Source organism: Bacteroides sp. AM41-16 (genome assembly GCF_003603495.1).
GTDB lineage: Bacteria > Bacteroidota > Bacteroidia > Bacteroidales > Bacteroidaceae > Bacteroides > Bacteroides uniformis.
This window is the reverse complement of record NZ_QTNE01000004.1, coordinates 87,244-110,062: the sequence shown is the minus strand read 5'-3', so window position 1 is coordinate 110,062 and position 22,819 is coordinate 87,244. Positions and strand designations below refer to the sequence as shown.

Sequence of the window (22,819 nt, the reverse complement as noted above, 5' to 3'; positions counted from 1 at the left end):
AAAAATAAGAAAAGGGTGAATACGAATTCACCCTTTTCTGCATTTATTTTCTTTTCTGATGTTACTTTGCGTAGCTCACCGCACGTGTCTCACGGATAACGGTAATCTTCACCTGACCCGGATAAGTCATTTCGTCCTGAATCTTCTTGGCGATTTCACCGGAAAGGTTCTCCGTCTGCTTGTCGTCAATCTTGTCTGCACCGACAATGACACGCAACTCACGGCCTGCCTGGATGGCATATGTCTTTGTCACTCCCGGATAGGACATGGCCAGTTGCTCAAGGTCGTTCAGGCGCTTGATGTATGCTTCTACAATTTCGCGGCGTGCTCCCGGGCGTGCTCCTGAAATGGCATCGCATACTTGTACGATGGGGGCCAGCAGGCTGGTCATTTCCACTTCGTCGTGGTGGGCACCGATGGCGTTGCAGATGTCTGGCTTTTCCTTGAACTTTTCTGCCAGCTTCATACCATAGAGTGCATGCGGCAATTCCGGTTCCTCATCGGGTACCTTACCTATATCATGCAGCAGTCCGGCACGTTTTGCTTTCTTCGGGTTGAGTCCCAGCTCTGATGCCATCACAGCGCAAAGATTGGCTGTCTCGCGTGCATGCTGCAAAAGGTTCTGGCCGTATGAAGAACGGTATTTCATCTTACCGATAATGCGGATAAGTTCCGGATGCAGACCGTGGATGCCCAGGTCGATAGTAGTGCGTTTACCGGTTTCGATGATTTCCTCTTCTACCTGCTTGCGTACTTTGGCAACTACCTCTTCGATGCGTGCTGGGTGGATACGTCCGTCTGTTACTAACTGGTGCAATGCCAGACGTGCAATCTCACGGCGAACCGGGTCGAAAGCTGACAATACGATAGCTTCCGGAGTATCGTCTACCACAATTTCCACACCGGTGGCAGCTTCCAGGGCGCGGATGTTGCGGCCTTCGCGACCGATGATACGTCCCTTGATTTCATCTGATTCGATGTGGAATACGGTTACTGAGTTTTCAATGGCTGTTTCCGTAGCCACACGTTGGATGCTCTGTATCACGATGCGCTTGGCCTCTTTGCTTGCCGTCAGCTTGGCGTCGTCCATGATGTCGTTGATGTAGGACTGGGCTTGCGTTTTGGCTTCTTCCTTCAGGGATTCCACCATGCGCTCTTTGGCTTCTTCGGCAGAAAGTCCGGAAATGGCTTCCAGCTTTTCTATTTCCTGGCGCTGCATGTGCTCCAGTTCTTCTTTCTTCTTGTCTACGATGGACAGTTGGGCTTCCAGATTTTCTTTCACGGCTTCTGCTTCCATCTTCTTGCGCTGGATTTCTTCCTGGCGTTGGTTCAGTACCAATTCACGTTGTTTCAGCTTGTTTTCTGCCTGCTGTATCTTTTGGTTACGTTGGGCCACTTCTTTTTCCAAGTCTGCCTTCTTGTTCAGGAATTTTTCCTTTACTTCCAGCAACTTATTCTTCTTAATCACTTCCGCTTCCGCTTCCGCATCTCTCAGGATACCGTCGTATTTGTTTTTCAGCCCGTGCTTGAAGAACAAGTACGAGGCAAACCCTCCGACAATGAAGCAGGCAATGGATAATACTATTGTAACTACTGTCATTTTATTAATTTGTTTTTAGTATATAAATAAAAAAGCACTGCATAAAAGCTTGCTTTGATGAAGGGCAAACTTTTGTACAGTGCGCGAATTTCTCTCTTTTACCGACCCGACGGAGGGATTGCAGCTTATTGTTCCTTGAAATAGGTCTCCAATACCTCTGTCAGTTCCTTTATTTTAGCTGTATAGGGTTCAGTATCATTACGGTCCTTCAACTGAAGGTTTTCTAAAGCGAACTGATAGGCCACCATGGCTATAATTCTCTCTAGAGACACATTCTGATAATGCTCCCGATACGCATTGAGCCTGATATCTACCTGCTTGGCGGCTTCTCTTACCATTTCCTCGTCCTCACGGTTGATTGTGAGAGGGTAGGAGGCTCCTGCCATCTGCAGGTTTATCTTTATCTTATCGTTCATACATCCTCTTCTCTTTATTCATTCAACAAAGCGATGCATTTATCGACTTCACGCACTAATTTGGACAATCGCAGTTTCGTCTCTTTCACGTCACTGCCGTTAAGGCTGATTGTCGTAGCTGTTTTTAGGTTCGTGTAGTTAAGTTCCAGTTCCCGGTATTCAGCTTGTACCTTCCCGTATTCCTCCTCTTTGGCTTCAAGAAGTTGCTTTAGCTCAGCATTTTCGCGTTTTAATTCATCGTGCAGATAGATTAAATGCCGCAGTCTGGCTTCAAAGGTACTTAATAGCTTCTTTTCTTCGTCTGTCATCACTACACCAAAATTGTACACAAAAATACAATTTACTTGGAGATTACAAAAACTTTTCGGGGAAAATATGCTGTAGAAGTGCCGAAATAACCGAAGTGGCCTATGAAGTACTGGTTTTGAGGGATTGAAAAAGGGTGGCGGAGGCTGGCTTTTCAAGAGATGTGGATAGGTATGGAACAATTTGCTTTTTAGAAGGATTTTATTTCTTGCTTTTCGAAAGCTTAGTATCTCCGTTACTAAATAGTAATCGTCCGACGCTTGTTTAATTATCGTCCGACAGTTGTTGGACGATAATTAAACAGATGTTGGACGATAATTGAACGGTTGTTGGACGATTACTGTTTAGTAAGGCCGAAATTACTTTTTGCTGTTTTAGGCACTACTCTTTAGGTGCGGTTGGAATAGTATGTAGTAAAGGAAGGAGGAGATGCTAAGAAATAAATAAAATAATTTATATAATAATTTGGTTTATAAAATAAACCTTTTATCTTTGTATCGGAGTTCGAACCCGAAATGTGATTTTGGTATGTATAACTTAAAGAGAATGATTATGAAAACGATTGTTTGTAGAAGTATGGCGGCAGCTCTTCTTTGTGTATTTGCATTGGGGGTGTCTGCGCAAGATGTTCTGAAAGTGAAGGTGATGAACATACCTTCTGCTGTGGGAAAGATAATGATTGCCACTGACAAGGGGCAGTATGGTATGGTAGATGCCAAGGGCACGGAGGCGGTACTGGAACTGAAAGATGTGACAGTGGGTAAATATAAGCTTTATGTCTATCATGATGAAAACAACAATTATCAGTTGGATAGGGAAGACGGAATTCCATCTGAGTATTGCGCGATAGCGGATGTGGAGGTGAGCGCCGACACGAAGCAGGTGGAGATAGCACTTAAGCGGGTATTAAAAGGAAGCAACAAATAAGGCGGCAGGAAAATGGAAGAAAGAAAATTGAATGAGAAAGAGAGTTTAGAACTCATCACTCGGATGATACAGAACACGAAGGACAGAATGGCGGAAAATTCAGGGACACCTTTTTTGCTGTGGGGATATGTAACGGTAATTATCTCGTTGCTGGTTTGGTTTCTATTGAAGGAAACGGGCAATAACAATTGGCAATTCCTATGGTTCCTGCTTCCAGTCATAGCCTTTCCTGCTACGTTGTGGAGTCAGCGGAAGGCTCGGAAAATGTTGAAGACCTACATAGACCGTGTTGTGGATTATGTGTGGACGGTATTTGGACTGGGTGCTTTCTTGGTATCGTGTACCGCCATATTTGTATGGAAGATTCCTATTCTGTTTGTCATTTTGCTGATGATGGGGATGGGAACTGCCCTGACGGGACTGATTGTGAACACGAAAGTGGTTACGATAGGGGGAGTGCTGGGAGCCTTGCTCTCGTTGGGATGTTTCTATATGCCCGGCATAGACCAGATACTGTTTTTTGCATTGGCGTTCGTCTTTATGATGGTGATTCCCGGACATTACATGAACAGTGTGGCGAAGCGTCACAAACAATAAAAGAAGAGGATGATATATGTTTAAAGAACTGAACCCTTTGCTCCATAGCGAACTGCGGCTTGCGGTGATGTCGTTGCTTATTAGTGTCGAGGAGGCGGACTTTGTCTATATCCGCCAGCAGACCAAAGCTACGGCAGGAAACCTGAGCGTGCAGATAGACAAACTCAGCAAGGCGGGATATGTGGAGGTGACAAAGACTTTTAAAGGAAAGATGCCTTGTACGATTTGTAAGATCACTCCGCAAGGAGTAGACGCATTTGAGGAATATGTAGAGTCATTGAAATCTTATCTGGCAGGGAGGTTGTGAGTGTGGGTGACTTTACATTTATGGGGTAAAGATGGAAATCTTCTGAAAAAGGTTTCTATCTTTGCCTTTTTCATGAGAAGGAGGAGGGTGTGTCATCAACCGTTTTGCCACCCTCATGCCGGACAAAATTTAAACAGACTCTAAAAAGATAGAATGATATGAGAATTTTAGTCACTTATGCCGTACAAGGCGAATTTACGGAATTGAAATTTCCCGGACTGATAGGGGAGGAAGAGGTGCAGATAGGCTATCTCCGTACCGGTGTGGGAAAGGTGAAATCGGCTTTTTATCTTTCTGAAGCGATAAGCCATGCGCAACCGGACTTGGTGGTCAATGTAGGTACGGCAGGGACTATCCGTCATCGGGTAGGAGATATTTTCGTATGCCGTCATTTTGTAGACCGTGATATGCAGAAGCTGGTGGAGCTTGGTATGGAGTATGAGATTGATTCAATGGATTTGTTGTCCCAAAAAGGATATTGTTTACACTGGCCGGCAGGCGGTGTATGCAATACGGGGGATACTTTCTTGACAGAACTCTCGGATGTGTCCGGTGATGTTGTGGATATGGAAGCCTATGCCCAGGCTTTGGTATGCCGTGCCAAGAATGTTCCTTTCATTTCGGTGAAGTACGTGACGGATATTATCGGGCAGAACTCCGTGAAACATTGGGAAGACAAGCTTGCCGATGCTCGGAAGGGGTTGGGAGAATTCTTCGAAAAATTGGAAGGAGTTTGATTAATGTGCTAATATGCCAATGTGCTAATTGGCTGCGCTATGTGTATATTAGACTCTCACACCGCAGGTCATTGGCACATTAGCACATTAACCACATTAGCACATTCATTTATCTCAACGTCTTGAATGACAGTATATGCCAAGTCACCCCCACAGCGACAAGGAACAATACTGTCTTTATTTCTGTTAGTGGAATCAGGAAGAAGATGCAGTAAACCATTGTTCCCCACATCAGCAGTAGGGAGATGATTTTGGCACGTAGAGGGATGGCTTTGTTCTCGCGGAAGCTGCGGATGTAGGGACCGAGGCATTTGTGGTTCAGCAACCATTGGTACAGTCTGGGTGAGCCTCTGAAGTAGAGTGCTGCCGTGAGCAGCAGGAAAGGCGTGGTGGGCAGCAACGGCAGGAAGATGCCGATGATGCCGAGTGCCAAAGAAACTGTTCCCAAAATGATGCAGACGGTTTTCATGCGGCAAATGTAGGAAAAATAATAATATAGATAATATGTATGCGAATAAAGTAAAGAAGGTTGTTGCCGTCCACGACTTGTCGGGAGTCGGACGGGTGTCTCTGACGGTGGTCATTCCCATCCTTTCGTCTATGGGCTTTCAGGTGTGTCCGTTGCCTACAGCCGTATTGTCGAGCCATACCCAGTATCCGGAGTTCTCTTTTCTGGACTTGACGGATGAAATGCCGAAGATTATTTCCGAGTGGAAGAAGCTGGAAGTACAGTTTGATGCCTTTTATACCGGCTATCTGGGTTCTCCGCGGCAGATACATATTGTTTCTGACTTTATTGATGACTTCCGCCGACCGGACGGTCTGGTTGTGGTAGACCCGGTGTTGGGTGATAACGGACGGCTTTATGCGAACTTCCACGAGTCCATGATTGATGAAATGAAACATCTCATCACCAAGGCCGATGTCGTTACTCCCAATCTGACGGAGCTGTTCTATCTGCTGGGTATTCCTTATAAGGAGATGAATACGGATGAGGAATTGAAGTCATACCTTCGCCGGCTTTCCGATTGTGGTCCCGAAGTGGTGATTATTACCAGTGTGCCCGTACGGGATGATAAGCATAAGACGTCCGTGTATGCCTATAACCGGAACGGTAACCGCTACTGGAAGGTTACGTGTCCTTACCTGCCGGCCCATTATCCCGGAACGGGGGATACGTTTACCAGTGTCATCACCGGAGCACTGTTGCAAGGCGACAGTTTGCCCATTGCCCTGGACCGTGCCACGCAGTTCATTCTGCAAGGTATCCGTGCTACTTTCGGATACGAGTACGACAACCGTGAAGGTATACAGCTTGAAAAGGTGTTGCATAATCTCGACATGCCGATTCAAATCTGCAGCTATGAATTAATTTAAACCAATCCCATCTATTCTATATGAAAAAGAAAATATTCCTGGCAGTGTTTCTCTGTTGCGGCATGTTTGCAGCAATGGCGCAGACTGCTGCCGACTCTCTTGCCATCGTTTCTGCCGATTGGCAGACTGAGCCCCTGCAGAAAGGGATGCTTTATAAAAAGGCAGTATTCAGTTCTTTGTATGGAGTTCCTCAGGAAGTGTCTATTTTTGAAATATCCCCGAAGCGCTACCGTTTCGATGTGCTCGTCCACAATCCCAAGGAGGAGACCAGTATAGCCGCCCGGCATGCAGGTGCGGTGGCGGCCATCAATGGCTCCTATTTTGATATGAAAGCCGGAAATTCCGTCTGCTATCTGCGTAAGGACGGGGTGGTGATAGATACTACCTCTACTGGGGTTCTGGCAACAGTGTCCAATGGAGCTGTACTTATAAAGAAGGGCAGGCTGGAACTGATTCCCTGGAGCAAGCAGGAAGAAAAGGCATGTACTTTGAAAAAAGGCACTGTGCTGGCTTCCGGCCCTTTGATGCTGAAGGACGGGCAAGTGTGCGACTTGTCCGGGACTAATCGGAATTTTGTAAATACCAAGCATCCCCGCAGTGCTGTGGCGCTGACAAGAGAAGGAAAAATCCTGCTTATTGTTGTTGACGGACGTCGGAAGGGAAAAGCGGAAGGTATCAATATACCCGAGCTTGCCCATATGATTCGTATATTGGGCGGGGAGGATGCGTTGAATCTGGACGGCGGCGGTTCTTCTACGCTGTGGAGTGGGGCGTTGCCGGATAAGGGAATAGCCAATACCCCGAGTGGCAGTGCAGAGCGTAAGGTTGCCAATTCTCTTTGTGTGTACGAATAAGTTAGGGAAGTAAATGGATAAATCTTAAGTTTTTTGTAATTTTGCCGTCGCATCGAGGTGACATTAGATGCGGCAACTTATTATATTAATTAGCGTATTAACAATATGTACACAGTCATCAAACGTATGGAAGTGTCGGCTGCCCATAGCCTGAAACTTTCTTATCGCAGTAAGTGTGAGAATCTGCACGGTCACAACTGGATTATCACTGTCTATTGCCGTTCCAAAGAGCTGAATGCGGACGGAATGGTGGTAGACTTCAGTCACATCAAGCAGGTGGTAAAGGAACAGCTGGATCATCATAATCTTAATGAAGTGCTGTCCTTCAATCCCACAGCCGAGAACATAGCCCGTTGGATATGCGACCAGATACCCACTTGCTTCAAGGTAGAGGTGCAGGAGTCGGAATCAAACATTGCCGTCTATGAGGAAGATTAATGAGATATTCTACAGTTTGCAGGGAGAAGGATACCATACGGGTACCCCGGCTGTCTTTATCCGTTTTTCCGGTTGTAACCTGAAGTGCCCCTTCTGTGATACGCAGCATGAGGACGGCATACTGATGTCCGATGAAGATATCGTAACAGAAGTTAGTAGATACCCTGCCGCTACCGTGATACTGACCGGTGGAGAACCCTCCCTTTGGATTGACCGTGAATTTGTGGATTGTCTGCACCAGGCGGGAAAGTATGTCTGCATTGAAACAAACGGTACCCATCCGCTGCCGGATAATATAGATTGGGTGACCTGCTCTCCCAAGCAGGGGGTAAAGCTGGAAATTACGCGTATGAATGAAGTGAAGGTGGTGTATGAAGGGCAGGATATTACTGTTTATGAGCAGTTGCCCGCCGGGCATTTCTTTCTTCAGCCTTGCTCTTGCAGCAATACGGCCGAAACGGTGGATTGCGTGATGAAGCATCCTAAGTGGAGACTTAGTTTGCAGACACATAAGCTGATAGATATCCGGTAGGCATTTATAAAACGAATAATGGCTGTAAGCAATGCTTACAGCCATTATTCGTTCATGCACGGGAGGAGAGGCTCGAACTCCCGACACCCGGTTTTGGAGACCGGTGCTCTACCAACTGAGCTACTCCCGTGTTTGCGGCTGCAAAGGTAATGCAAACTTTCAAATATGCAAGTAACAGACGTACTTATTTTATAAAGAAAGTTGCTTACAACATCTGTAAGTCCTGATACATAATGCGATACGCTGCTGCTTTTTTTTCCAGTGCCAGCGGGTAGGCTCTTGAGGAAGAAGGCATCCGGTAGAGGCGCATCGGATGGTTTTCGAAAAGAAACTCCGTGAAGTCACCTACTTTGGGCTTGTCGATGGAGAACTGCGTGCACAGCGTGTCCGTTGCCTTCTCACCGGTGGTGACGATAGCCTTGCATTGCGGTATCCGGTGTAGCAGGGCAGGGACGTCCGTGGGTTGCACCACTTCCAGAAACTTATCCGAGGCGTTGTCCTGCAGGCGCCGTATGGCAGAGGCTGTGTCGAACAAGGCAATACCCTTTTCCTGCAGGAAACTGATGAGGCGTTCTTTGCAGAAAGCCTTCTTCGTCTTGTCTACAAAATAATCCTTGTCATTGAAGAAAAGGAACCCGGTAATCCTCCACATGTCATTGTTCCAGTTGGGGTAGTAAAACTCCATGGACCACCGCTTTTTCTGCGGAGGAAAGCTTCCCAGCATCAGCAGACGGGCGTTGCCGGGAAGGAAGGGTTCTAAAGGGTGTTGTTCTATTTCCATACTTTCCAATTTCATTGTTCTGCCTGCAAAAGTACGGAATATATCTTGGATATGCTATCCTGCAATGTCCTGATTGCTCATTCTGTCGGTGATTTGGAAGGGGAAATCAGGATATTCGTAGAGGCTGAACCGGGATTCTGTCTTGCCTTCCGTATAGTTCCAGATGGTGGCATATTCTTCGGCGTCTTCTCCCATGGCCTGCAGTTGGCGGAGGTAGGAGGCTATGGACTTGTTCTCTACGATATATATTTGTCCCAGCCGGTCTATTATAGGGCTGTGGCGCCGGGTGCTGTCATGGTCGAAACGCAGGATGCGCTTGCCTTCGGGAGTGATGCCTACCATGTTGAAGGTCATGCTCTTGCCGATGGCGGGCAGGTTGAGCACATTGCGGTCGGTGGCGAGGAAAGGCAGGTGGTGCGTTTTCAGGAAACGCCGGATGCAGGCTGCCGGGTCATGGACGGTTCCAAGCAGTACGGACAGATTATGGGCATCTTCCTTGGTCAGCTTCCCGAAGCGCTTTTCTTCCCGTTGCTCTTGTACGGAACGGCTGTTGGGGGTAAACACGGCATTGTTTTCTTCAAAACCTTTCACGGAGAAGGTGTAGTAGCAAACCACTCCCAACTGATTGAGCACTTGCCGCAGGCGGGTAGTATGCCCCCGGCGGGATGCAGCTACGTTGTATACCAGTTGGTTGTCAATGAGCCAGCCTGCCGCCAGCAGTTTGCGTATTCCTTCGGCAGCTTCCGGAGTGACTTCGAGCGGGGTTTGGAAATGTGTCTGGATAATGAACTGGTGGATGCCGATGGTAGACGCCTTTTCCTTGAATTCCCTTAGAATCTCCACCAGCCCGTCATTGATGCGCATGGGCAGGTAGGCGGGGAGGCGTGAGCCGAGGCGTACACGTTGCAGCTCTGCATACTTTTCTCCTTCGGGCCGTTCCTGATTGGCTTTCCGCTTGCGGACTGCCATGCGGTAGACGGCGTCTAATATGTTGCCCAGCGTCTTGTTTTGGCTCATCAGTGCGTCACCGCCGGTGATGAGAATGTCCCGCAGTTGCGTGTCTTCCTCAAAATAGGCCATCAGCCGACGCAGCTTCTTTTCCCATGTTTCCTTGGGACGCAGGGTGTCAAACTCAAAATTGAGCCGTTTGCTTTGAAAGTCGTACATACGCTGACAAGATGCGCAGAGTCCTCCGCAGGCGCGTCCCATGGTGTCGGGGATGAGGATGGCCACTTCCGGATAACGGCGGTGGATGTTATGCCCGTCGGGCAGCAGCCAGCCGGCGGCATTGGGTTTACCTGGTTCTACGATATCCTCCCGTTCCCAGGCACGTATCTGTCCGTAGGTTTCCACCAGTTGGGGTGAATAGAGTATATAGCTGCGCAGGGCCTCGTCGTCGTATCCGCTGCCGGTGCAGTTCAGCAGTGACAGATAATAGGGGGTGGCGAAGAAAGGCATTCCCTTCTTGCGGGCTTTTGAGAGCAGGTACATGGTTTCGGCAGAAAGGGAGTTGCCGAGAAGACGGTTTAGCTCCGTAGGGCTTTTGACGGCCATGGCAAGATGGAAACGGAAGTCATTCCACCATTCGCTGACGAGGTTGAACTTCTCCTCGTAGCTGAGTCCCTCTTCGAAATGGAAGCGGGAAGCCGGGTTCTTGCGGTGCTCAATCTTCTGCACTAGTGCATGCAGGATGCGTTCCTTGTTCTTTGCACGGATATGCTGCACGTCTTCATCCAGTCCGCTGGGCCAGCGTTCGGTCAGGGTTTTGATTTTCTGTGCGGAGGGCAGAGCGGGGGCGGGTTGGTGGAGGCGTTTGAACTGCTGGAACAAGTCGATGAACAGGTCCGTTTCCGTTTCCTCTTCCCATTGTCCCGTGAGGAAGGAATGCAGCATTGATAAAGTTGATATGGGCAGCTGTTCTCCGATGGAGAGCTCGTGTACTTCCTGCCCGTCAAATTCAATCAAGAGTCGAATTTGCTTACCGGCCTCGCTGTCCACTTCCGGATGTCCGGCAATGTACTCCGCCAGGTTGGCTTTGAAGGCTTCCGCATCGTCGCTTTGAACGGCGATGCTGACCAGTTCAGGGAGTTCGTGCCGATAAAGTTGTTCCAGTTGTGAGAGAGTGAGTGCAAGCATTTTCTTTTGTTTCATAAGCGGTTGTTTTTTTGAAGTTAATATTTATGATGGTTGACGCGGGGTGCGTCCTTGTGTTCCGTGAGGGGAAAATGATTTCATTTGCTAAAAATAACAAAAAAAAGCGGGAAATTTCTTTCCCGCCTTCTTGTTTCTAAAGTTCTTTAGAATTCTTTTTCTTTTATTTCTCTTCGTTGGCTTTCTGTTTCGGTTCCTTTTTGGCCAGCATCACTACGTTGTAAACGTACTCGGTCATCCATTGTTCCGAATATCCCAGACGCTCTTTGTACTGGCGTACTGCCGCTGCCGTTTTGTGTACATCGTCCTTTTTCCATACGGTTTTTGTACAGACGTCGTGTACGGTTTTTTCGGTCATGCTGCGCAGTGCTCCCTTGAAGATGGAAGGCATGCGGAATTTCCACTGCATCAGGTTTCCCATCAGCATCATCAAGTCATTGGAGAAGCCTTGATACATAAAGAGATAACCTTGTACGTCGTTCTGCGTACGGCAGTGCTTCTTGACGGAAGTATCAATTTCCTTGAAGAAGTTTTCACTGATGCCGTAGTCCTGCATCAGCATCTTGCGCGAAGCGGCCTTTTCCGCTTGTCCCAGGCGGCCTCCCTGCGTGGGGATTTTGAACAGACGCTTGAAGTTGGCTACATCCGGCACAAAGCGGATATTGGTGATGCCCAGGTTGGCGGCTATTACAGACTGGAAGTAGACGCGTGTCAGTGACACGAAGTCTTCCACATTCTTCGAAGATACTTCTCCGGTATTCTTGTTGAATAGTTTGGCAAATAAACTCATATCAAATTACGAATTACTGATTACAAATTACAAGACCGCAGGTCATCCAGCGGTTCCGGCTGCAAAAGTACGAAATAAGTTGGTTATCACCAGCACTCTATGTCTTTTTCTACCTCTTTCAGGCGGTTCTTGGTGAAAACGGGGTCTTTGATACCGGCGCTTTTCTGTGCGCGGTAGTCTTCAAGCAGCCTGAAAGCGTATTTTCCGAGCAGGCTGATGGCGATAAGATTGCAGAGCGCCATGAGTCCCATAGTGACGTCGGCAAGGCTCCATGCCAGGTCGAGGGTGGCAACAGCACCGAACATGACCATGCCGCCCACCAGTATACGGTAGATGTTGAGCACCCATTTACGGTGGGTAAGGTAGCGCACATTGGCTTCTCCGTAATAATAATTTCCCAGAATGCTGCTGAATGCGAAGAAGAACAAGGCTACCGCAACGAAGATGGCTCCCAAAGGTCCTATCTCGTTGGTCAGCGCATGCTGGGTAAGCTGTACGCCGTTTGTGGAACCATCCAGTGGAGCACCGCTGAACAGAATGATGAAAGCGGTGCAGGTACATATAATCAGCGTATCGGTAAATACTCCCAGCGTCTGAATCAAGCCTTGCTTCACGGGGTGGCTGACGTGTGCGGTTGCCGCCACATTGGGGGCGGACCCCATACCGGCCTCGTTGCTGAACAGCCCGCGTTTGATGCCCTGCATCAGCGCCATGCCGACACCCCCTCCCAAAGCCTGCTCCCATCCGAAGGCGTGGCCGACAATGAGTGCCAGGACTCCCGGCAGCTCTTTGATGTTCAACAGAACGATGATAAGTGCCAGTGCAATGTATCCCAACGCCATGATGGGGACGATGATGCTGCTGACTTTGGCTATGCGCTGTACGCCTCCAAAGATGATTGTCAGCGTGAGTGCGGTGATGATCCCTCCCACAACGGCATGGTCGAACCCGAAAGCGCCTTCGAAAGCGGCACACAGTGTATTGCTCTGTACCGAGTTGAATGCAAATCCGAAGGTAATGGTGATAAGTACGGCAAACAGTGCCCCCATCCACGGCTGTTTCAGTCCCTTACGCATATAGTAGGCCGGGCCGCCGATAAAGGAGTCTTTGCCCTTTATCTTATACAATTGGGCCAGTGTAGATTCTACAAACGAGCTGGAAGCACCCAGGAGGGCAATCACCCACATCCAGAATACAGCGCCCGGACCGCCTACTGCAATGGCGGTGGCAACCCCTGCAAGATTGCCCGTACCTACACGGCTGGCAATGGAGATGGCAAATGCCTGGAACGATGAGATATGCTTTTCCTTGGCATCGCCTTTCCCGCCCGAGTCGCCCAGCAGACGTACCATTTCCTTTATCATCCGGAACTGTACAAAGCGGGTTCTCAGCGTAAACCATACGGCGCATCCCAACAGCAGGGCAACGAGGATGTAGGTCCAGAGCAGGTCGTTTATCAGATTTATTATTCCCATAATGTATATGTACAGTTATCTATTTGTAGTAAAAAACTCACACAAAACAAGTGCTACCCTCTGTCGTTATCTAAGGTGGTCTCTGTCGTTACTTTAGGCTACCTCTGTCGTTAACTGAGATAGATTTCTTGCAAGTCGGTGATAATCAACGTGGTATAAACTCGTGTGCTGCGATTTGTACCATGGACAAATCTGGACAAACCTGACGGAATCTCCTTGCCTATTTCAGCTTGAAGTGAAATTTGTGTCCTTCAAACACCGGTTCCACTATGTCATAACGAACAAACTTTGCCAGCAGATGTTCGGCGGCGCGTCGGGAAAGATGCGCCAGGCGGCAGTAACGGTTCAATGACAGGCGGTCGTTCTCTTCCAGCAGATTGAGCAGCAGCTGTTCCCGTTCGGTATATTCTATCAGTTCTCCTTTCGGACTTTCGCTTTGTTGCCAGACACGTAGATGGACGGGAGTGGCAAGGATGTTTTCATCCTTGATACGGAGATAGGCAAGATATTTTCCCGTTTCGTCCTTGGCATATACCGGCTTCCGGTCACTTTCCTCGATTTGTACCACCAGCACACTACGGCCTTCCACCTGATAGGTCTGCATGGTATAGTTCACTTCGGGGCTGCAATAAAGTCCGGCAGCCGCTTCTATCATATATTGTTCTTCGTCCGAACGGACACCGGCAATTTTCCCGTTATCTTTCACTCCGATAAGCAGTTTTCCACCGTCTGTATTGGCAAAGGCTGAAAGGGTTTTGGCTATCTTGCGGGCGTCGGATATTTCGAACTTGAAATCCTGCTGTTGGTGCTCTCCTTCGGCTATGAGAGCGTGTATATATTCGGTGTCAGTAAGCGTTTTCATGCTTGCAAAAGTAGATAAAAAATGCGTAAGAGCCCCTTTTTGCGGCGATTTTACCGAATATTTCAAAAAAAATATCGTTTTTCTGCATTTATTTCAAGAAAGAATGTATTTTTGCCAGACATTATTAACGAAGTAATTTAAAAAGGATTATGAAAGAATTAGTTGAAAAAGTAGCTGCATTGTATGCAGACTTCTCAAAAGATGCAAACGCTCAGTTGGAAAACGGTAACAAGGCAGCAGGAACTCGCGCTCGTAAGGCTTCTTTGGAAATCGAAAAAGCTATGAAGGAATTCCGCAAAGCATCTTTAGAAGCTTCTAAGAAGTAAGAAAAAAAGCATATTTGATGCTGCGAAAGACTGCCACTACTGGCGGTCTTTTTTGTTTTTGAAAAGTATTATTGCTACTTTTGACGCAGGTATTATGGATGAAAACGTTCTCAATAAACTGAAGATACTGGCAGAGTCGGCAAAGTATGACGTCTCTTGCTCCTCCAGTGGTACGGTGCGCTCCGGCAAGGCAGGCATGCTGGGGAACACTGTGGGTGGCTGGGGCATCTGCCATAGTTTTGCCGAGGACGGCCGTTGTATCTCCCTGCTCAAAGTGATGCTTACCAATTATTGCATCTACGACTGCGCCTACTGCATCAACCGCCGCAGCAACGACCTGCCGCGTGCCACGCTGTCGGTGGCCGAGCTTGTAGACCTCACCATGGAGTTCTATCGCCGCAACTATATCGAAGGGCTTTTCCTGAGCAGTGGGGTGGTGCGTAATCCCGATTACACGATGGAACGCCTGGTGCGCGTTGCCAAGGACCTCCGCACTATCCATCGTTTCAACGGATATATCCATCTGAAGAGCATTCCCGGTGCCAGCCGCGAACTGGTGAATGAGGCAGGACTTTATGCCGACCGTCTCAGCGTCAATGTCGAGATACCGAAGGAGGAGAACCTGAAACTGCTTGCCCCGGAGAAAGACCATAAGAGTGTATATGCGCCTATGCGCTACATCCAGCAGGGAGTCCTTGAAAGTTCGGAAGAACGCAAGAAACACCGCCACGCTCCTCGTTTCGCTCCTGCAGGACAAAGCACACAGATGATAGTAGGCGCTACCGCCGAGACGGACAAGGATATTCTGTATCTTTCGTCGGCCCTCTATAAGGGACCTACGATGCGGCGTGTCTACTATTCGGGCTATATTTCCGTCAATACCTACGATAAGCGCCTGCCGGCATTGAAACAGCCCCCTTTGGTGCGCGAAAACCGCCTTTACCAAGCCGACTGGCTGATGCGCTTCTATCAGTTCAAGGTGGAGGAAATAGTGGATGATGCCTACCCAGACCTTGATTTGGAGGTTGACCCCAAGCTGTCCTGGGCTTTGCGCCATCCCGAGCAGTTTCCAATCGATGTGAACAAGGTGGATTATGAGATGTTGCTCCGCGTGCCGGGCATCGGCGTGAAGTCGGCACGGCTGATAGTGGCTTCCCGACGTTTCTCCAAGATAGGTTTCTACCAGTTGAAGAAGATAGGGGTGGTGATGAAGAAGGCGCAGTATTTCATTACCTGCTGCGAGTTGCCGATGCGCACGGTCAATGAGCTGACTCCGCAAGGGGTACGCAGTCTGCTGTTGCCCAAACCGAACAAGAAAAAAGTGGATGAGAGGCAGTTGATGCTTGATTTTGGCGAATGAATATCTTTTTATACGATAAGACTTTTGAGGGATTGCTGACTTCTGTTTTTGAAGCCTATTCCCGCCGCATTTTCCCCGATGCACTGTTGTTGGAGGGAGAGCCTCTACCATTGTTCTACGATGAAATATTTACAGTGATAACCGATGAGGAGAAGTCCGGTCGCGTCTGGCGCGGATTGCAGAAGAAGCTGTCGTCTGCGGCACTTGCCTGCCTCGCCCAATGCTGGCTGGCAGAGGAACCGGAAACTCCCATGCTGCTGTTCCGCTATATCCGCAAGGCGATAGATGCTCCTCGCTCCATTGAAACGAACTTTGCCGACCCTGATGTGCTAGAGTTCTCCCGTATGTGGAAGCGGGTGGATTGGGAGCGTATACGCCTGCTTCAGTTTGTCCGCTTCCAGAAGGCTGCGGACGGTACTTTCTTTGCTGCCATCGAGCCCGAAAAGAATGCCCTTCCTTTGGTGACGGGGCATTTCAAGGACCGTTTTGCCGACCAGCGTTGGTTGATTTATGACATCAGGCGAGCCTATGGGTACTATTACGACTTGAAGGAGGTGCGCCAGGTGACTTTTGGTGAGGACAGTCGCGAAGGACATCTTGTCACCGGCATGCTCGACGAAAGTCTGATGGACGGAGACGAACAGCTTTTCCAGTCTCTCTGGAAAACCTATTTCAAGGCAATCTGCATCAAGGAACGCCTCAATCCCCGGAAGCACAAGCAGGACATGCCCGTGCGCTATTGGAAATATCTGACGGAAAAACAGCAGTGATTCCCTTTATTCGATTTTCTCCACTGTCACTTCGGGAAATTCCTGCATCAGTTGCAGCAAATATCCCTCATCATAGCTTTTCTTGGATTTGATGACCATGGTCACTTGATAGTTGGTGTACTCTCCCTGCACTTGCCGGTCCAGGTTGTAGGACACCACCAGATAGTCTTTGGAGTTGAATCGCCGGGACACTTGCGGCAGTATCTCTTTGCTGGAAGTGGAAAAGGTTATCACGGAACTTTTCATGCCAATGCTTTTGAAAATAAGGCTCAACAGTTCGAGCCCTGCCAGAGTCAGCAGGGTGGCGGCAATGCTGATGGTGTACATTCCTGCACCTACTGCCAATCCGATGCCTGCAGTAGCCCATATTCCTGCGGCTGTTGTCAGTCCCCTGACTATCTGTTTCTGGAAAATGATGGTACCCGCACCGATGAATCCGATACCGCTGACTACTTGTGCGGCAACACGGCTGGGGTCCAGCGTCACACTGCTTTCCTTGATGATTTCCTGAAAACCATATTGGGATACAATCATGATGAGCGCGCTTCCCAATGATACCAGGAAATGGGTGCGGTAGCCTGCTTCTTTGGCACGGTATTCCCGGTCCAGTCCGATAATGGCACCCAATATTCCGGCTACCAGCAACCTGAGCACAAAATCAAAGTTTAACATCATCATCGTATCCTCTCTTTCTTTTTTATTAATTGATGACCCAATTCTTATTGTGGGGCACTGTTTTCTTGGGGTTGTAATGCATTCCGGCTTGTGTCGGTATTTTTAGTATGTATGTACGTCCGCTTTTATTCATCAGCGAGGTATCCCGCAGCCACGGATTGGCATCTTTCAGTTGGGCATAGGTGATGCCTTTATCTTTGGCAAACTGTGCCAGGTTGCCGATGCCCGTTGTGACGGTCACTTCCGTGTAGGGGATGGGCGGATAAAGATGTTCCCGTTTCAACAGAAAGCCGTACTGCTGTGGATTGCTGATGACTGCTTTGGCTGCCAGCAGGCGGAACATGTAGCGCGAAGTCTCTTCTACCAGCCATAAGTCGACAGCCTGGTCCACCATTTGCTTCTGCAGCTGTGTGGAGATGCGTCCTTGCCCGGCATTGTAGGCGGCGGCTACGCACAGCCAGTTCCCGTATTTCTGATAAGCATCTTTCAGGTACTTGCAGGCTGCTTTGGTCTCTTTCTCGATATGGTATCGTTCGTCGATGTTGCTGTTCACCTCCAGTCCGAATTCGCGTCCGGTGGCAGGCATGAACTGCCATAGGCCGGCGGCACCCGCAGGCGATTTGGCAAGCGGGTTCAGGTTGCTTTCTATCACAGCGAGGTACTTGAAGTCATCGGGAAGGCCGTTGGCTTTTAGTATAGGCTCTATGACGGGGAAGTAGCGGTTGGCACGCTTCACCATGAGCATGGTGGTGGAGTGCATGTAGGTGAAGGACATCAGTTCGCGGTCCATACGTTCGCGGTGGTCGTAGCGAAGCAGGTCAATAGCTTGTCCGGCAAAAGTGATCTTGTCCGGTACGCTGGGGGAGGTCACGCAGTAGGGAACTTCGGATTTCACGGAATCGCGTTCGGGATTCAGCGTACTGCTGCCTGCGAGGAAGGGGAGGCTGGAACCTGCGCACAGTGCAATGGCAGCGGTAAGCACGATATATTTTGAATTTTTCTTCATGTCTGTATGTATATTTCTGTTTGGAGACGTGAAGATACGAAATCAATTCGTTATAGGCAACCTTTCCCATAGCCATCGTGGAATCATACGCCAAAAAAATACCAGTACCCGGTAGCGTCCGTCAATGACAACTACCCGTCTCTTTTCTCTTAAAGCCTTGATTATGTGCTGTGCTACACGGTCTGCTTTCATCAGCATCGGGTATTTCCCGCTTTTCAATAAATCGGTGGCAACAAATCCCGGACGGATGTCGGTGAAGTGTATATCAAGATGCTGCATCCGGGCAAGTTGTGCCAGCGCTTCGATATAGGTATTCTGGAAGCGTTTGGTGGCAGAGTAGGCCGGTGCAACGCCCAGTCCTTTAGTGCCTGCAATGGAACTGATGACAGCAATATGTCCGGAGCCTTTTTCCTTGAAATAGTTGAAGGCGGCAGTCACCATGCGGGTAAATCCCTCTACATTGGTACGTGCCGTGTTCAGTTCGATGTCCGGTTGTAAGTCCCGGTTTTGATGTCCCACGCCGGAACTGAGGAAAAACAGGTCTATGCCTCCCAGCTTTTTTATCAGGTTATGGAGGTGTAGAGTCGCTGTCTCTTCCGTAACGTCCAGCTGTTCCGTGACTATCCGGTCGGGTGCGGTGGCTTGCAGGGCATGCAATGCTTCCTCTCTTCTGCCGGCAATACCTATATGCCAGCCTTGTTGTACAAGTATCCTGGCTACTTCTTGTCCGATGCCTGAAGTGGCACCGATGATGATGGCTTTCTGCATGATGATAGGGGATTATCCGATGACGGTTGCTACAATTCTTCTTCCTCCGCCCCGGTTGCGGAACTCGCAGAGATAGATGCCTTGCCAGATACCTATGTTCAGACGCCCATTGGTGATGGGGATGGTGAGGCTGGTTCCGCTGAGGGTTGCCTTGGCATGGGCGGGCATATCGTCATCGCCTTCGCATGTATGTTGGTAATAAGGTTCCCGTTCTTTTACGAGGCGGTTGAAGATGGCTTCCATATCTGTCTGTACGTCAGGGTCTGCATTCTCGTTGATGGTGAGGCCTGCGCTTGTATGCTTGATGAACAGATGCAGGATTCCGGCAGACGGAAGCGGTGGAAGGTTGCGTATAATCTCCTCTGTCACCAGGTGAAAGCCACGCCGGCGAGGGGTTAGGGTAAATTCTTTCTGTGCGGTCATAAATCATTGTTTTTCGTTTGTTGTCAGGATGGTCTTGTCCGGCAGGGCAGTTCCACGGTGAATGTGCTTCCCACTCCCATTGTCGAATCTACGGTAATCACTCCATTCATTTTCTCAACGATGGATTTGCAGATGGAGAGTCCTAATCCGGCACCTTGGGCAAAAGAGTCCACCTTTTCGAACCGTTTGAATATCATTCCCGGTTTGTCGGGGGGAATACCGCATCCAGTATCGGAAACACTGATTCTTATTCCGTCTGTGTCCGTTTCGTAGTACACTTCGATATGTCCCTGCACGGTGTTTTTCAGTGCATTCGATATGAAGTTGTTCAGTATCTGTTTGATGCGCATCGGGTCGTGCTCTATCTGGCCGGGGGTTACCGGATACCTGGCAAAGAGTTTCACTCCTGCCGGAACGTTCCGTTCGTACTCGGTAATACTTTCCTTGATGAGTTCTGCCGGATTGAACCATTCGGAATGGAGCTCTATGTGTCCGGCCTCTATTTTGGAAAGGTCCAGAACGTCGTTGATTAGTTTGAGCAACAGTTGGTTGTTGTGGTTTATCAAAGAGATGTACTGTTCCCTTTCCTGCTCGTTTTCCACATAGTGCAGCAGGCTGGAGAAACCGATAATCGCATTTAGCGGCGTGCGGATTTCATGGCTCATATTGGCAAGGAAAGCGGATTTCAGCCGGTCTGCCTCTTCGGCCTTTTCCTTGGCTTGTATCAGCATTGCCTCCGTCTGCTTTAATTGGGTGATGTCGTAATTGATGCAGATAATCTCTATGATGTTCTGTTCAGGCATGTAGCGTTCTACAATGATGTTGACGTGGGTCCACATGAAAGAACCGTCTTCTTTAAGAACACGTACTTCCCGGCTGAGCTTGTGTGCCAGTCCTCTCTTTACGTTCTGTAGGAAGTCAAGCATGATAGTACGGTCGTCAGGGTGAAGATGATTGTAGGTTCCGATGATTTCGGACAACGGTGTTTCTGTTTTCTCACCCAAGTTCTTGTACCAGCTGCGTTGGGCATAGCCTTGCTCATTAAGAAGGTCATAATTGGCATATCCCACTTTGGCATAGTCACCTATAAGCTCAAAGTGGCTCTCGAACTCTTGTATTTTGTTGTAAGCGACGGTCGTTTCCGTTTTGTCTGCGTTGATTAGCAGATAGTTGGTTAGGTTGTGATTATCGTCGTAAAGGCTTGTGACTTTGGTTACAAGGTCTATGGTGCCCGTCTTCTTCTGTGTCTTGTAGTAATTGCCTATTTTAGAGAAGTCATACCGGAAAGTGAAGTCTGCATTTTCATGTTTTCTTAACTTGCTTTTCATCTCTTCCGGGAAAATCGGATTCTCGAAAATATTAATTCCAAGTAGATCTTCTTTCTGTTTGAGATGGAACATTTCCTGCTCTTTGTCATTCATATCTATCAATATTCCCTCTCGGTTATAGAGCTCAATTCCTACCGGAAGATATTTATAAATATTATGGAGGAGACGGTTACGCTCTTGTAAGGCTTGGGATGCCGATGACATGTCGGGACCGTCTTGTGTTTCGGCAATGCCGTAGACTTTGACATTACCGTTTTCATCGGTTCTCTGCAGGCATATCTTGCTTCTTATCCACGTTGGACCCTCTACTGTGTTGAGCAGATATACAGTCTCTTGTGTCTGCCGGATATTGTCGAAGGAATGTGTGGTAGTATGCCGTTGTTCCTCTTTCAGGATACGTTTGTTGAAATCTTTAAAGCTGATGGTTCCATCCTCATCCAGTCCCAGCAACCGGGAGATATATTCGGAGCAAATGTAGCTTTCGGTCTTTAAATCAGCTTCCCACCATCCCATATTGGCATTGGTCATCATTGCTGACAGTAAGTCATAATCAAATTTAGAATTCATACCGGAATCTTTGATAGTGATGTTTTTGTTCTGTCACAACAATTAAGATATTGACAAAGATACATTATTTCCAAATTAATCTGTGATGAACGGAAATAAAAATAAGGGTTATATGTGTTTTTGGGAAATGGGAAAAAGGTACCCGAGTTTTTGTACTTGCCGGAATAAGACGTATATTTGTTGCAATTTTTACATTCTAACAAGAAAATGCCATGAAGCGTATTGGACTCTTTGTAATAGTTTTTTTCTGCATATCACTCTTACTCCATGCAAGCGGCCCGCGTGTCTTGTTTATCGGAGATTCTATCACGGACGGTAACTGGGGAAATGCCTGCGGGATGCCCAAACCGACTGCGGAACGAAGCCTTTGGGATATGAACCATATTTACGGTAGCGGCTATATGTATTTGTGTGCAAGTCATTATCAAGGAGATTTCCCGGAAAAGGAATATGCTTTTTTTAACCGTGGCATCAGTGGAAACACTCTCCGGGATTTGGAGAAACGCTGGGAAGAGGATGTCATTGGAATGAAACCGGATGTGCTTTCCGTCTTGGTGGGGACAAACGATGTACATTACTATCTGCAGGGTGACAAAAAAGAGCCTTTTGATTTTGAAGGATGGGAGAAATGTTACCGTTCCTTGCTTGACCGTTCTTTGCAGGCCAATCCGGAATTGAAGATAGTGCTGGGCACTCCTTTTGTTGTCAATGTCGGCAATATGCGTAAGAGTGAGGACTTTGCAGAACGTGATAGTCTGGTGCGTCGCTGTGCCGCCATCGTAGAGAGGATAGCGAAGGACTATCAGACGGTATTTCTTCCTTATAATGCGATGTTCGATGAAATTCTCGGCACTGCTCCGGCTTCTCAGGACACCTATTGGATTTGGGACGGTATCCATCCTACTCCTGCAGGGCATAAACGAATGGCGGATATGTGGATAAAGCGCGTGAATTTATAATTTATCAATAAAATAGAGAGTAATGGAAAAAGTGATTATCAACTCGTACGAGGATTTTGAAAAGCTGGTAGGCCAGCAAATCGGTGTTTCGGAATATGTAGAGCTCCCTCAGGAGCGTATCAATCTGTTTGCTGATGCGACATTGGACCATCAGTGGATACACGTCGATACGGAACGCGCCAAAGTGGAAAGTCCTTTTAAGAGCACTATTGCACATGGGTATCTCACCTTGTCCATGTTGCCATATCTGTGGAACCAGATTATTGAAGTGAACAACCTGAAGATGATGATTAATTATGGTATGGACAAGATGAAGTTCGGTCAGGCGGTATTGTCCGGACAGAGCATCCGACTGGTTGCCCATTTGCAATCTCTGTCGAATCTGCGCGGTGTGGCAAAGGCGGAAATAAAGTTTGCCATCGAAATACAAGGTGAAAAGAAGAAGGCACTGGAAGGGGTGGCTATATTTTTGTATTATTTCAATTGA

General features: G+C 48.2%; 27 protein-coding genes and 1 tRNA gene. 13 read left to right on the top strand and 15 right to left on the bottom strand.

Annotated elements, in window-relative coordinates; translation table 11 throughout:
- Nucleotides 1-61 precede the first annotated feature (61 nt).
- The 3 genes from rny to DW896_RS05610 form a co-directional block, all read right to left on the bottom strand.
- Nucleotides 62-1,600 carry a ribonuclease Y gene (gene rny / locus DW896_RS05620; protein ID WP_005835816.1) on the bottom strand — a complete coding sequence of 513 codons (1,539 nt, stop codon included), beginning with the start codon at nucleotides 1,598-1,600 and terminating at the stop codon, nucleotides 62-64.
- A gap of 125 nt (nucleotides 1,601-1,725) precedes the next feature.
- A complete protein-coding gene (locus tag DW896_RS05615; RefSeq protein WP_005826408.1) occupies nucleotides 1,726-2,016 on the bottom strand; it encodes a cell division protein ZapA in 291 nt (96 codons plus the stop codon).
- Between the two features lie 14 nt (nucleotides 2,017-2,030).
- Nucleotides 2,031-2,345, bottom strand: a complete 315-nt coding sequence (locus tag DW896_RS05610; protein WP_005835817.1) for a hypothetical protein — start codon at nucleotides 2,343-2,345, stop codon at nucleotides 2,031-2,033.
- 529 nt (nucleotides 2,346-2,874) lie between these two features.
- Between DW896_RS05610 and DW896_RS05600 the strand changes: the two genes are divergently transcribed.
- The 4 genes from DW896_RS05600 to DW896_RS05585 all read left to right on the top strand — a co-directional run bounded on the left by DW896_RS05600 (nucleotide 2,875) and on the right by DW896_RS05585 (nucleotide 4,890).
- Nucleotides 2,875-3,249, top strand: a complete 375-nt coding sequence (locus DW896_RS05600; protein ID WP_034525507.1) for a DUF2141 domain-containing protein — start codon at nucleotides 2,875-2,877, stop codon at nucleotides 3,247-3,249.
- 12 nt (nucleotides 3,250-3,261) lie between these two features.
- Entirely contained in the window at nucleotides 3,262-3,846 is a 585-nt protein-coding gene (locus DW896_RS05595; RefSeq protein WP_005826414.1) for a hypothetical protein, read from the top strand.
- 16 nt (nucleotides 3,847-3,862) lie between these two features.
- Nucleotides 3,863-4,153, top strand: a complete 291-nt coding sequence (locus DW896_RS05590) for a transcriptional regulator (protein WP_005826416.1) — start codon at nucleotides 3,863-3,865, stop codon at nucleotides 4,151-4,153.
- Nucleotides 4,154-4,311: 158 nt separating this feature from the next.
- Entirely contained in the window at nucleotides 4,312-4,890 is a 579-nt protein-coding gene (locus tag DW896_RS05585) for a nucleosidase (RefSeq protein WP_119992968.1), read from the top strand.
- A 109-nt stretch (nucleotides 4,891-4,999) separates the two neighbouring features.
- Here DW896_RS05585 and DW896_RS05580 read toward each other — a convergent pair whose 3' ends face one another.
- Complete coding sequence (locus DW896_RS05580; RefSeq protein WP_009036614.1) at nucleotides 5,000-5,359, bottom strand: YbaN family protein; 360 nt, start codon at nucleotides 5,357-5,359, stop codon at nucleotides 5,000-5,002.
- 35 nt (nucleotides 5,360-5,394) lie between these two features.
- On the opposite strand from DW896_RS05580, the gene DW896_RS05575 reads away from it, so the two are divergent.
- The 4 genes from DW896_RS05575 to DW896_RS05560 all read left to right on the top strand — a co-directional run bounded on the left by DW896_RS05575 (nucleotide 5,395) and on the right by DW896_RS05560 (nucleotide 8,091).
- Complete coding sequence (locus tag DW896_RS05575; protein ID WP_022401645.1) at nucleotides 5,395-6,267, top strand: pyridoxamine kinase; 873 nt, start codon at nucleotides 5,395-5,397, stop codon at nucleotides 6,265-6,267.
- A gap of 20 nt (nucleotides 6,268-6,287) precedes the next feature.
- Nucleotides 6,288-7,121, top strand: a complete 834-nt coding sequence (locus DW896_RS05570) for a phosphodiester glycosidase family protein (RefSeq protein ID WP_117719936.1) — start codon at nucleotides 6,288-6,290, stop codon at nucleotides 7,119-7,121.
- Nucleotides 7,122-7,226: 105 nt separating this feature from the next.
- Nucleotides 7,227-7,559 carry a 6-carboxytetrahydropterin synthase QueD gene (gene queD / locus DW896_RS05565; protein WP_005826426.1) on the top strand — a complete coding sequence of 111 codons (333 nt, stop codon included), beginning with the start codon at nucleotides 7,227-7,229 and terminating at the stop codon, nucleotides 7,557-7,559.
- Nucleotides 7,546-8,091: a radical SAM protein gene (locus tag DW896_RS05560; protein ID WP_005826427.1), complete on the top strand. Its 546-nt coding sequence runs from the start codon at nucleotides 7,546-7,548 to the stop codon at nucleotides 8,089-8,091. The genes queD and DW896_RS05560 overlap by 14 nt, the downstream gene beginning before the upstream one ends.
- A 57-nt stretch (nucleotides 8,092-8,148) precedes the next feature.
- On the opposite strand, the gene DW896_RS05555 is transcribed toward DW896_RS05560, so the two are convergent.
- From DW896_RS05555 to DW896_RS05530, 6 genes are all read right to left on the bottom strand, one after another.
- Nucleotides 8,149-8,221 (bottom strand) — tRNA-Trp (locus DW896_RS05555).
- Between the two features lie 75 nt (nucleotides 8,222-8,296).
- Entirely contained in the window at nucleotides 8,297-8,872 is a 576-nt protein-coding gene (locus DW896_RS05550) for a uracil-DNA glycosylase family protein (protein ID WP_016273281.1), read from the bottom strand.
- Between the two features lie 54 nt (nucleotides 8,873-8,926).
- Nucleotides 8,927-11,023, bottom strand: a complete 2,097-nt coding sequence (locus DW896_RS05545) for a KamA family radical SAM protein (protein WP_119992966.1) — start codon at nucleotides 11,021-11,023, stop codon at nucleotides 8,927-8,929.
- Nucleotides 11,024-11,186: 163 nt separating this feature from the next.
- Nucleotides 11,187-11,813, bottom strand: a complete 627-nt coding sequence (locus tag DW896_RS05540; protein ID WP_005826441.1) for a hypothetical protein — start codon at nucleotides 11,811-11,813, stop codon at nucleotides 11,187-11,189.
- Between the two features lie 86 nt (nucleotides 11,814-11,899).
- The gene (locus tag DW896_RS05535) at nucleotides 11,900-13,288 is read right to left on the bottom strand and encodes a sodium:alanine symporter family protein (RefSeq protein ID WP_005826443.1); all 1,389 of its coding nucleotides are present in this window, start codon (nucleotides 13,286-13,288) and stop codon (nucleotides 11,900-11,902) included.
- Nucleotides 13,289-13,508: 220 nt separating this feature from the next.
- Nucleotides 13,509-14,150 (bottom strand): helix-turn-helix domain-containing protein, encoded by a 642-nt coding sequence (locus tag DW896_RS05530; protein WP_008663818.1) that lies wholly within the window; start codon nucleotides 14,148-14,150, stop codon nucleotides 13,509-13,511.
- A 149-nt stretch (nucleotides 14,151-14,299) separates the two neighbouring features.
- Between DW896_RS05530 and DW896_RS05525 the strand changes: the two genes are divergently transcribed.
- The 3 genes from DW896_RS05525 to DW896_RS05515 all read left to right on the top strand — a co-directional run bounded on the left by DW896_RS05525 (nucleotide 14,300) and on the right by DW896_RS05515 (nucleotide 16,606).
- A complete protein-coding gene (locus DW896_RS05525) occupies nucleotides 14,300-14,476 on the top strand; it encodes a histone H1 (RefSeq protein ID WP_005826447.1) in 177 nt (58 codons plus the stop codon).
- Nucleotides 14,477-14,570: 94 nt separating this feature from the next.
- Nucleotides 14,571-15,836, top strand: a complete 1,266-nt coding sequence (locus DW896_RS05520) for a putative DNA modification/repair radical SAM protein (protein WP_008663816.1) — start codon at nucleotides 14,571-14,573, stop codon at nucleotides 15,834-15,836.
- Nucleotides 15,833-16,606, top strand: coding sequence for a TIGR03915 family putative DNA repair protein (locus tag DW896_RS05515; RefSeq protein ID WP_009036621.1), 774 nt, complete (start codon nucleotides 15,833-15,835; stop codon nucleotides 16,604-16,606). Before DW896_RS05520 ends, DW896_RS05515 begins: the two co-directional genes overlap by 4 nt.
- Nucleotides 16,607-16,612: 6 nt before the next feature.
- Here the strand turns inward: DW896_RS05515 and DW896_RS05510 are convergent, their stop codons facing one another.
- Genes DW896_RS05510 through DW896_RS05490 form a run of 5 tightly spaced genes read right to left on the bottom strand, consistent with a single transcriptional unit; the run spans nucleotide 16,613 to nucleotide 21,373 of the window.
- A complete protein-coding gene (locus DW896_RS05510; protein WP_009036622.1) occupies nucleotides 16,613-17,281 on the bottom strand; it encodes an MgtC/SapB family protein in 669 nt (222 codons plus the stop codon).
- A 25-nt stretch (nucleotides 17,282-17,306) separates the two neighbouring features.
- Nucleotides 17,307-18,287: a lytic transglycosylase domain-containing protein gene (locus DW896_RS05505; RefSeq protein WP_005826452.1), complete on the bottom strand. Its 981-nt coding sequence runs from the start codon at nucleotides 18,285-18,287 to the stop codon at nucleotides 17,307-17,309.
- A gap of 42 nt (nucleotides 18,288-18,329) precedes the next feature.
- A complete protein-coding gene (locus DW896_RS05500) occupies nucleotides 18,330-19,055 on the bottom strand; it encodes an SDR family oxidoreductase (protein WP_005826453.1) in 726 nt (241 codons plus the stop codon).
- A 12-nt stretch (nucleotides 19,056-19,067) separates the two neighbouring features.
- Entirely contained in the window at nucleotides 19,068-19,478 is a 411-nt protein-coding gene (locus DW896_RS05495) for a secondary thiamine-phosphate synthase enzyme YjbQ (RefSeq protein ID WP_005826454.1), read from the bottom strand.
- A 23-nt stretch (nucleotides 19,479-19,501) separates the two neighbouring features.
- Nucleotides 19,502-21,373: a PAS domain-containing protein gene (locus DW896_RS05490; RefSeq protein ID WP_119992964.1), complete on the bottom strand. Its 1,872-nt coding sequence runs from the start codon at nucleotides 21,371-21,373 to the stop codon at nucleotides 19,502-19,504.
- Nucleotides 21,374-21,585: 212 nt separating this feature from the next.
- Between DW896_RS05490 and DW896_RS05480 the strand changes: the two genes are divergently transcribed.
- Together DW896_RS05480 and DW896_RS05475 are read left to right on the top strand one after the other, a co-directional pair.
- The gene (locus DW896_RS05480; protein WP_098032588.1) at nucleotides 21,586-22,332 is read left to right on the top strand and encodes an SGNH/GDSL hydrolase family protein; all 747 of its coding nucleotides are present in this window, start codon (nucleotides 21,586-21,588) and stop codon (nucleotides 22,330-22,332) included.
- Nucleotides 22,333-22,354: 22 nt separating this feature from the next.
- Nucleotides 22,355-22,819, top strand: coding sequence for a MaoC family dehydratase (locus DW896_RS05475; protein WP_005826461.1), 465 nt, complete (start codon nucleotides 22,355-22,357; stop codon nucleotides 22,817-22,819).

Coding starts and splice junctions, on each gene's coding strand:
- rny (WP_005835816.1), bottom strand. CDS start 1,600: ATGACAGTAGTTACAATAGTATTATCCATTGCCTGCTTCATTGTCGGA.
- DW896_RS05615 (WP_005826408.1), bottom strand. CDS start 2,016: ATGAACGATAAGATAAAGATAAACCTGCAGATGGCAGGAGCCTCCTAC.
- DW896_RS05600 (WP_034525507.1), top strand. CDS start 2,875: ATGAAAACGATTGTTTGTAGAAGTATGGCGGCAGCTCTTCTTTGTGTA.
- DW896_RS05595 (WP_005826414.1), top strand. CDS start 3,262: ATGGAAGAAAGAAAATTGAATGAGAAAGAGAGTTTAGAACTCATCACT.
- DW896_RS05590 (WP_005826416.1), top strand. CDS start 3,863: ATGTTTAAAGAACTGAACCCTTTGCTCCATAGCGAACTGCGGCTTGCG.
- DW896_RS05585 (WP_119992968.1), top strand. CDS start 4,312: ATGAGAATTTTAGTCACTTATGCCGTACAAGGCGAATTTACGGAATTG.
- DW896_RS05580 (WP_009036614.1), bottom strand. CDS start 5,359: ATGAAAACCGTCTGCATCATTTTGGGAACAGTTTCTTTGGCACTCGGC.
- DW896_RS05575 (WP_022401645.1), top strand. CDS start 5,395: ATGTATGCGAATAAAGTAAAGAAGGTTGTTGCCGTCCACGACTTGTCG.
- DW896_RS05570 (WP_117719936.1), top strand. CDS start 6,288: ATGAAAAAGAAAATATTCCTGGCAGTGTTTCTCTGTTGCGGCATGTTT.
- queD (WP_005826426.1), top strand. CDS start 7,227: ATGTACACAGTCATCAAACGTATGGAAGTGTCGGCTGCCCATAGCCTG.
- DW896_RS05560 (WP_005826427.1), top strand. CDS start 7,546: ATGAGGAAGATTAATGAGATATTCTACAGTTTGCAGGGAGAAGGATAC.
- DW896_RS05550 (WP_016273281.1), bottom strand. CDS start 8,872: ATGGAAATAGAACAACACCCTTTAGAACCCTTCCTTCCCGGCAACGCC.
- DW896_RS05545 (WP_119992966.1), bottom strand. CDS start 11,023: ATGAAACAAAAGAAAATGCTTGCACTCACTCTCTCACAACTGGAACAA.
- DW896_RS05540 (WP_005826441.1), bottom strand. CDS start 11,813: ATGAGTTTATTTGCCAAACTATTCAACAAGAATACCGGAGAAGTATCT.
- DW896_RS05535 (WP_005826443.1), bottom strand. CDS start 13,288: ATGGGAATAATAAATCTGATAAACGACCTGCTCTGGACCTACATCCTC.
- DW896_RS05530 (WP_008663818.1), bottom strand. CDS start 14,150: ATGAAAACGCTTACTGACACCGAATATATACACGCTCTCATAGCCGAA.
- DW896_RS05525 (WP_005826447.1), top strand. CDS start 14,300: ATGAAAGAATTAGTTGAAAAAGTAGCTGCATTGTATGCAGACTTCTCA.
- DW896_RS05520 (WP_008663816.1), top strand. CDS start 14,571: ATGGATGAAAACGTTCTCAATAAACTGAAGATACTGGCAGAGTCGGCA.
- DW896_RS05515 (WP_009036621.1), top strand. CDS start 15,833: ATGAATATCTTTTTATACGATAAGACTTTTGAGGGATTGCTGACTTCT.
- DW896_RS05510 (WP_009036622.1), bottom strand. CDS start 17,281: ATGATGTTAAACTTTGATTTTGTGCTCAGGTTGCTGGTAGCCGGAATA.
- DW896_RS05505 (WP_005826452.1), bottom strand. CDS start 18,287: ATGAAGAAAAATTCAAAATATATCGTGCTTACCGCTGCCATTGCACTG.
- DW896_RS05500 (WP_005826453.1), bottom strand. CDS start 19,055: ATGCAGAAAGCCATCATCATCGGTGCCACTTCAGGCATCGGACAAGAA.
- DW896_RS05495 (WP_005826454.1), bottom strand. CDS start 19,478: ATGACCGCACAGAAAGAATTTACCCTAACCCCTCGCCGGCGTGGCTTT.
- DW896_RS05490 (WP_119992964.1), bottom strand. CDS start 21,373: ATGAATTCTAAATTTGATTATGACTTACTGTCAGCAATGATGACCAAT.
- DW896_RS05480 (WP_098032588.1), top strand. CDS start 21,586: ATGAAGCGTATTGGACTCTTTGTAATAGTTTTTTTCTGCATATCACTC.
- DW896_RS05475 (WP_005826461.1), top strand. CDS start 22,355: ATGGAAAAAGTGATTATCAACTCGTACGAGGATTTTGAAAAGCTGGTA.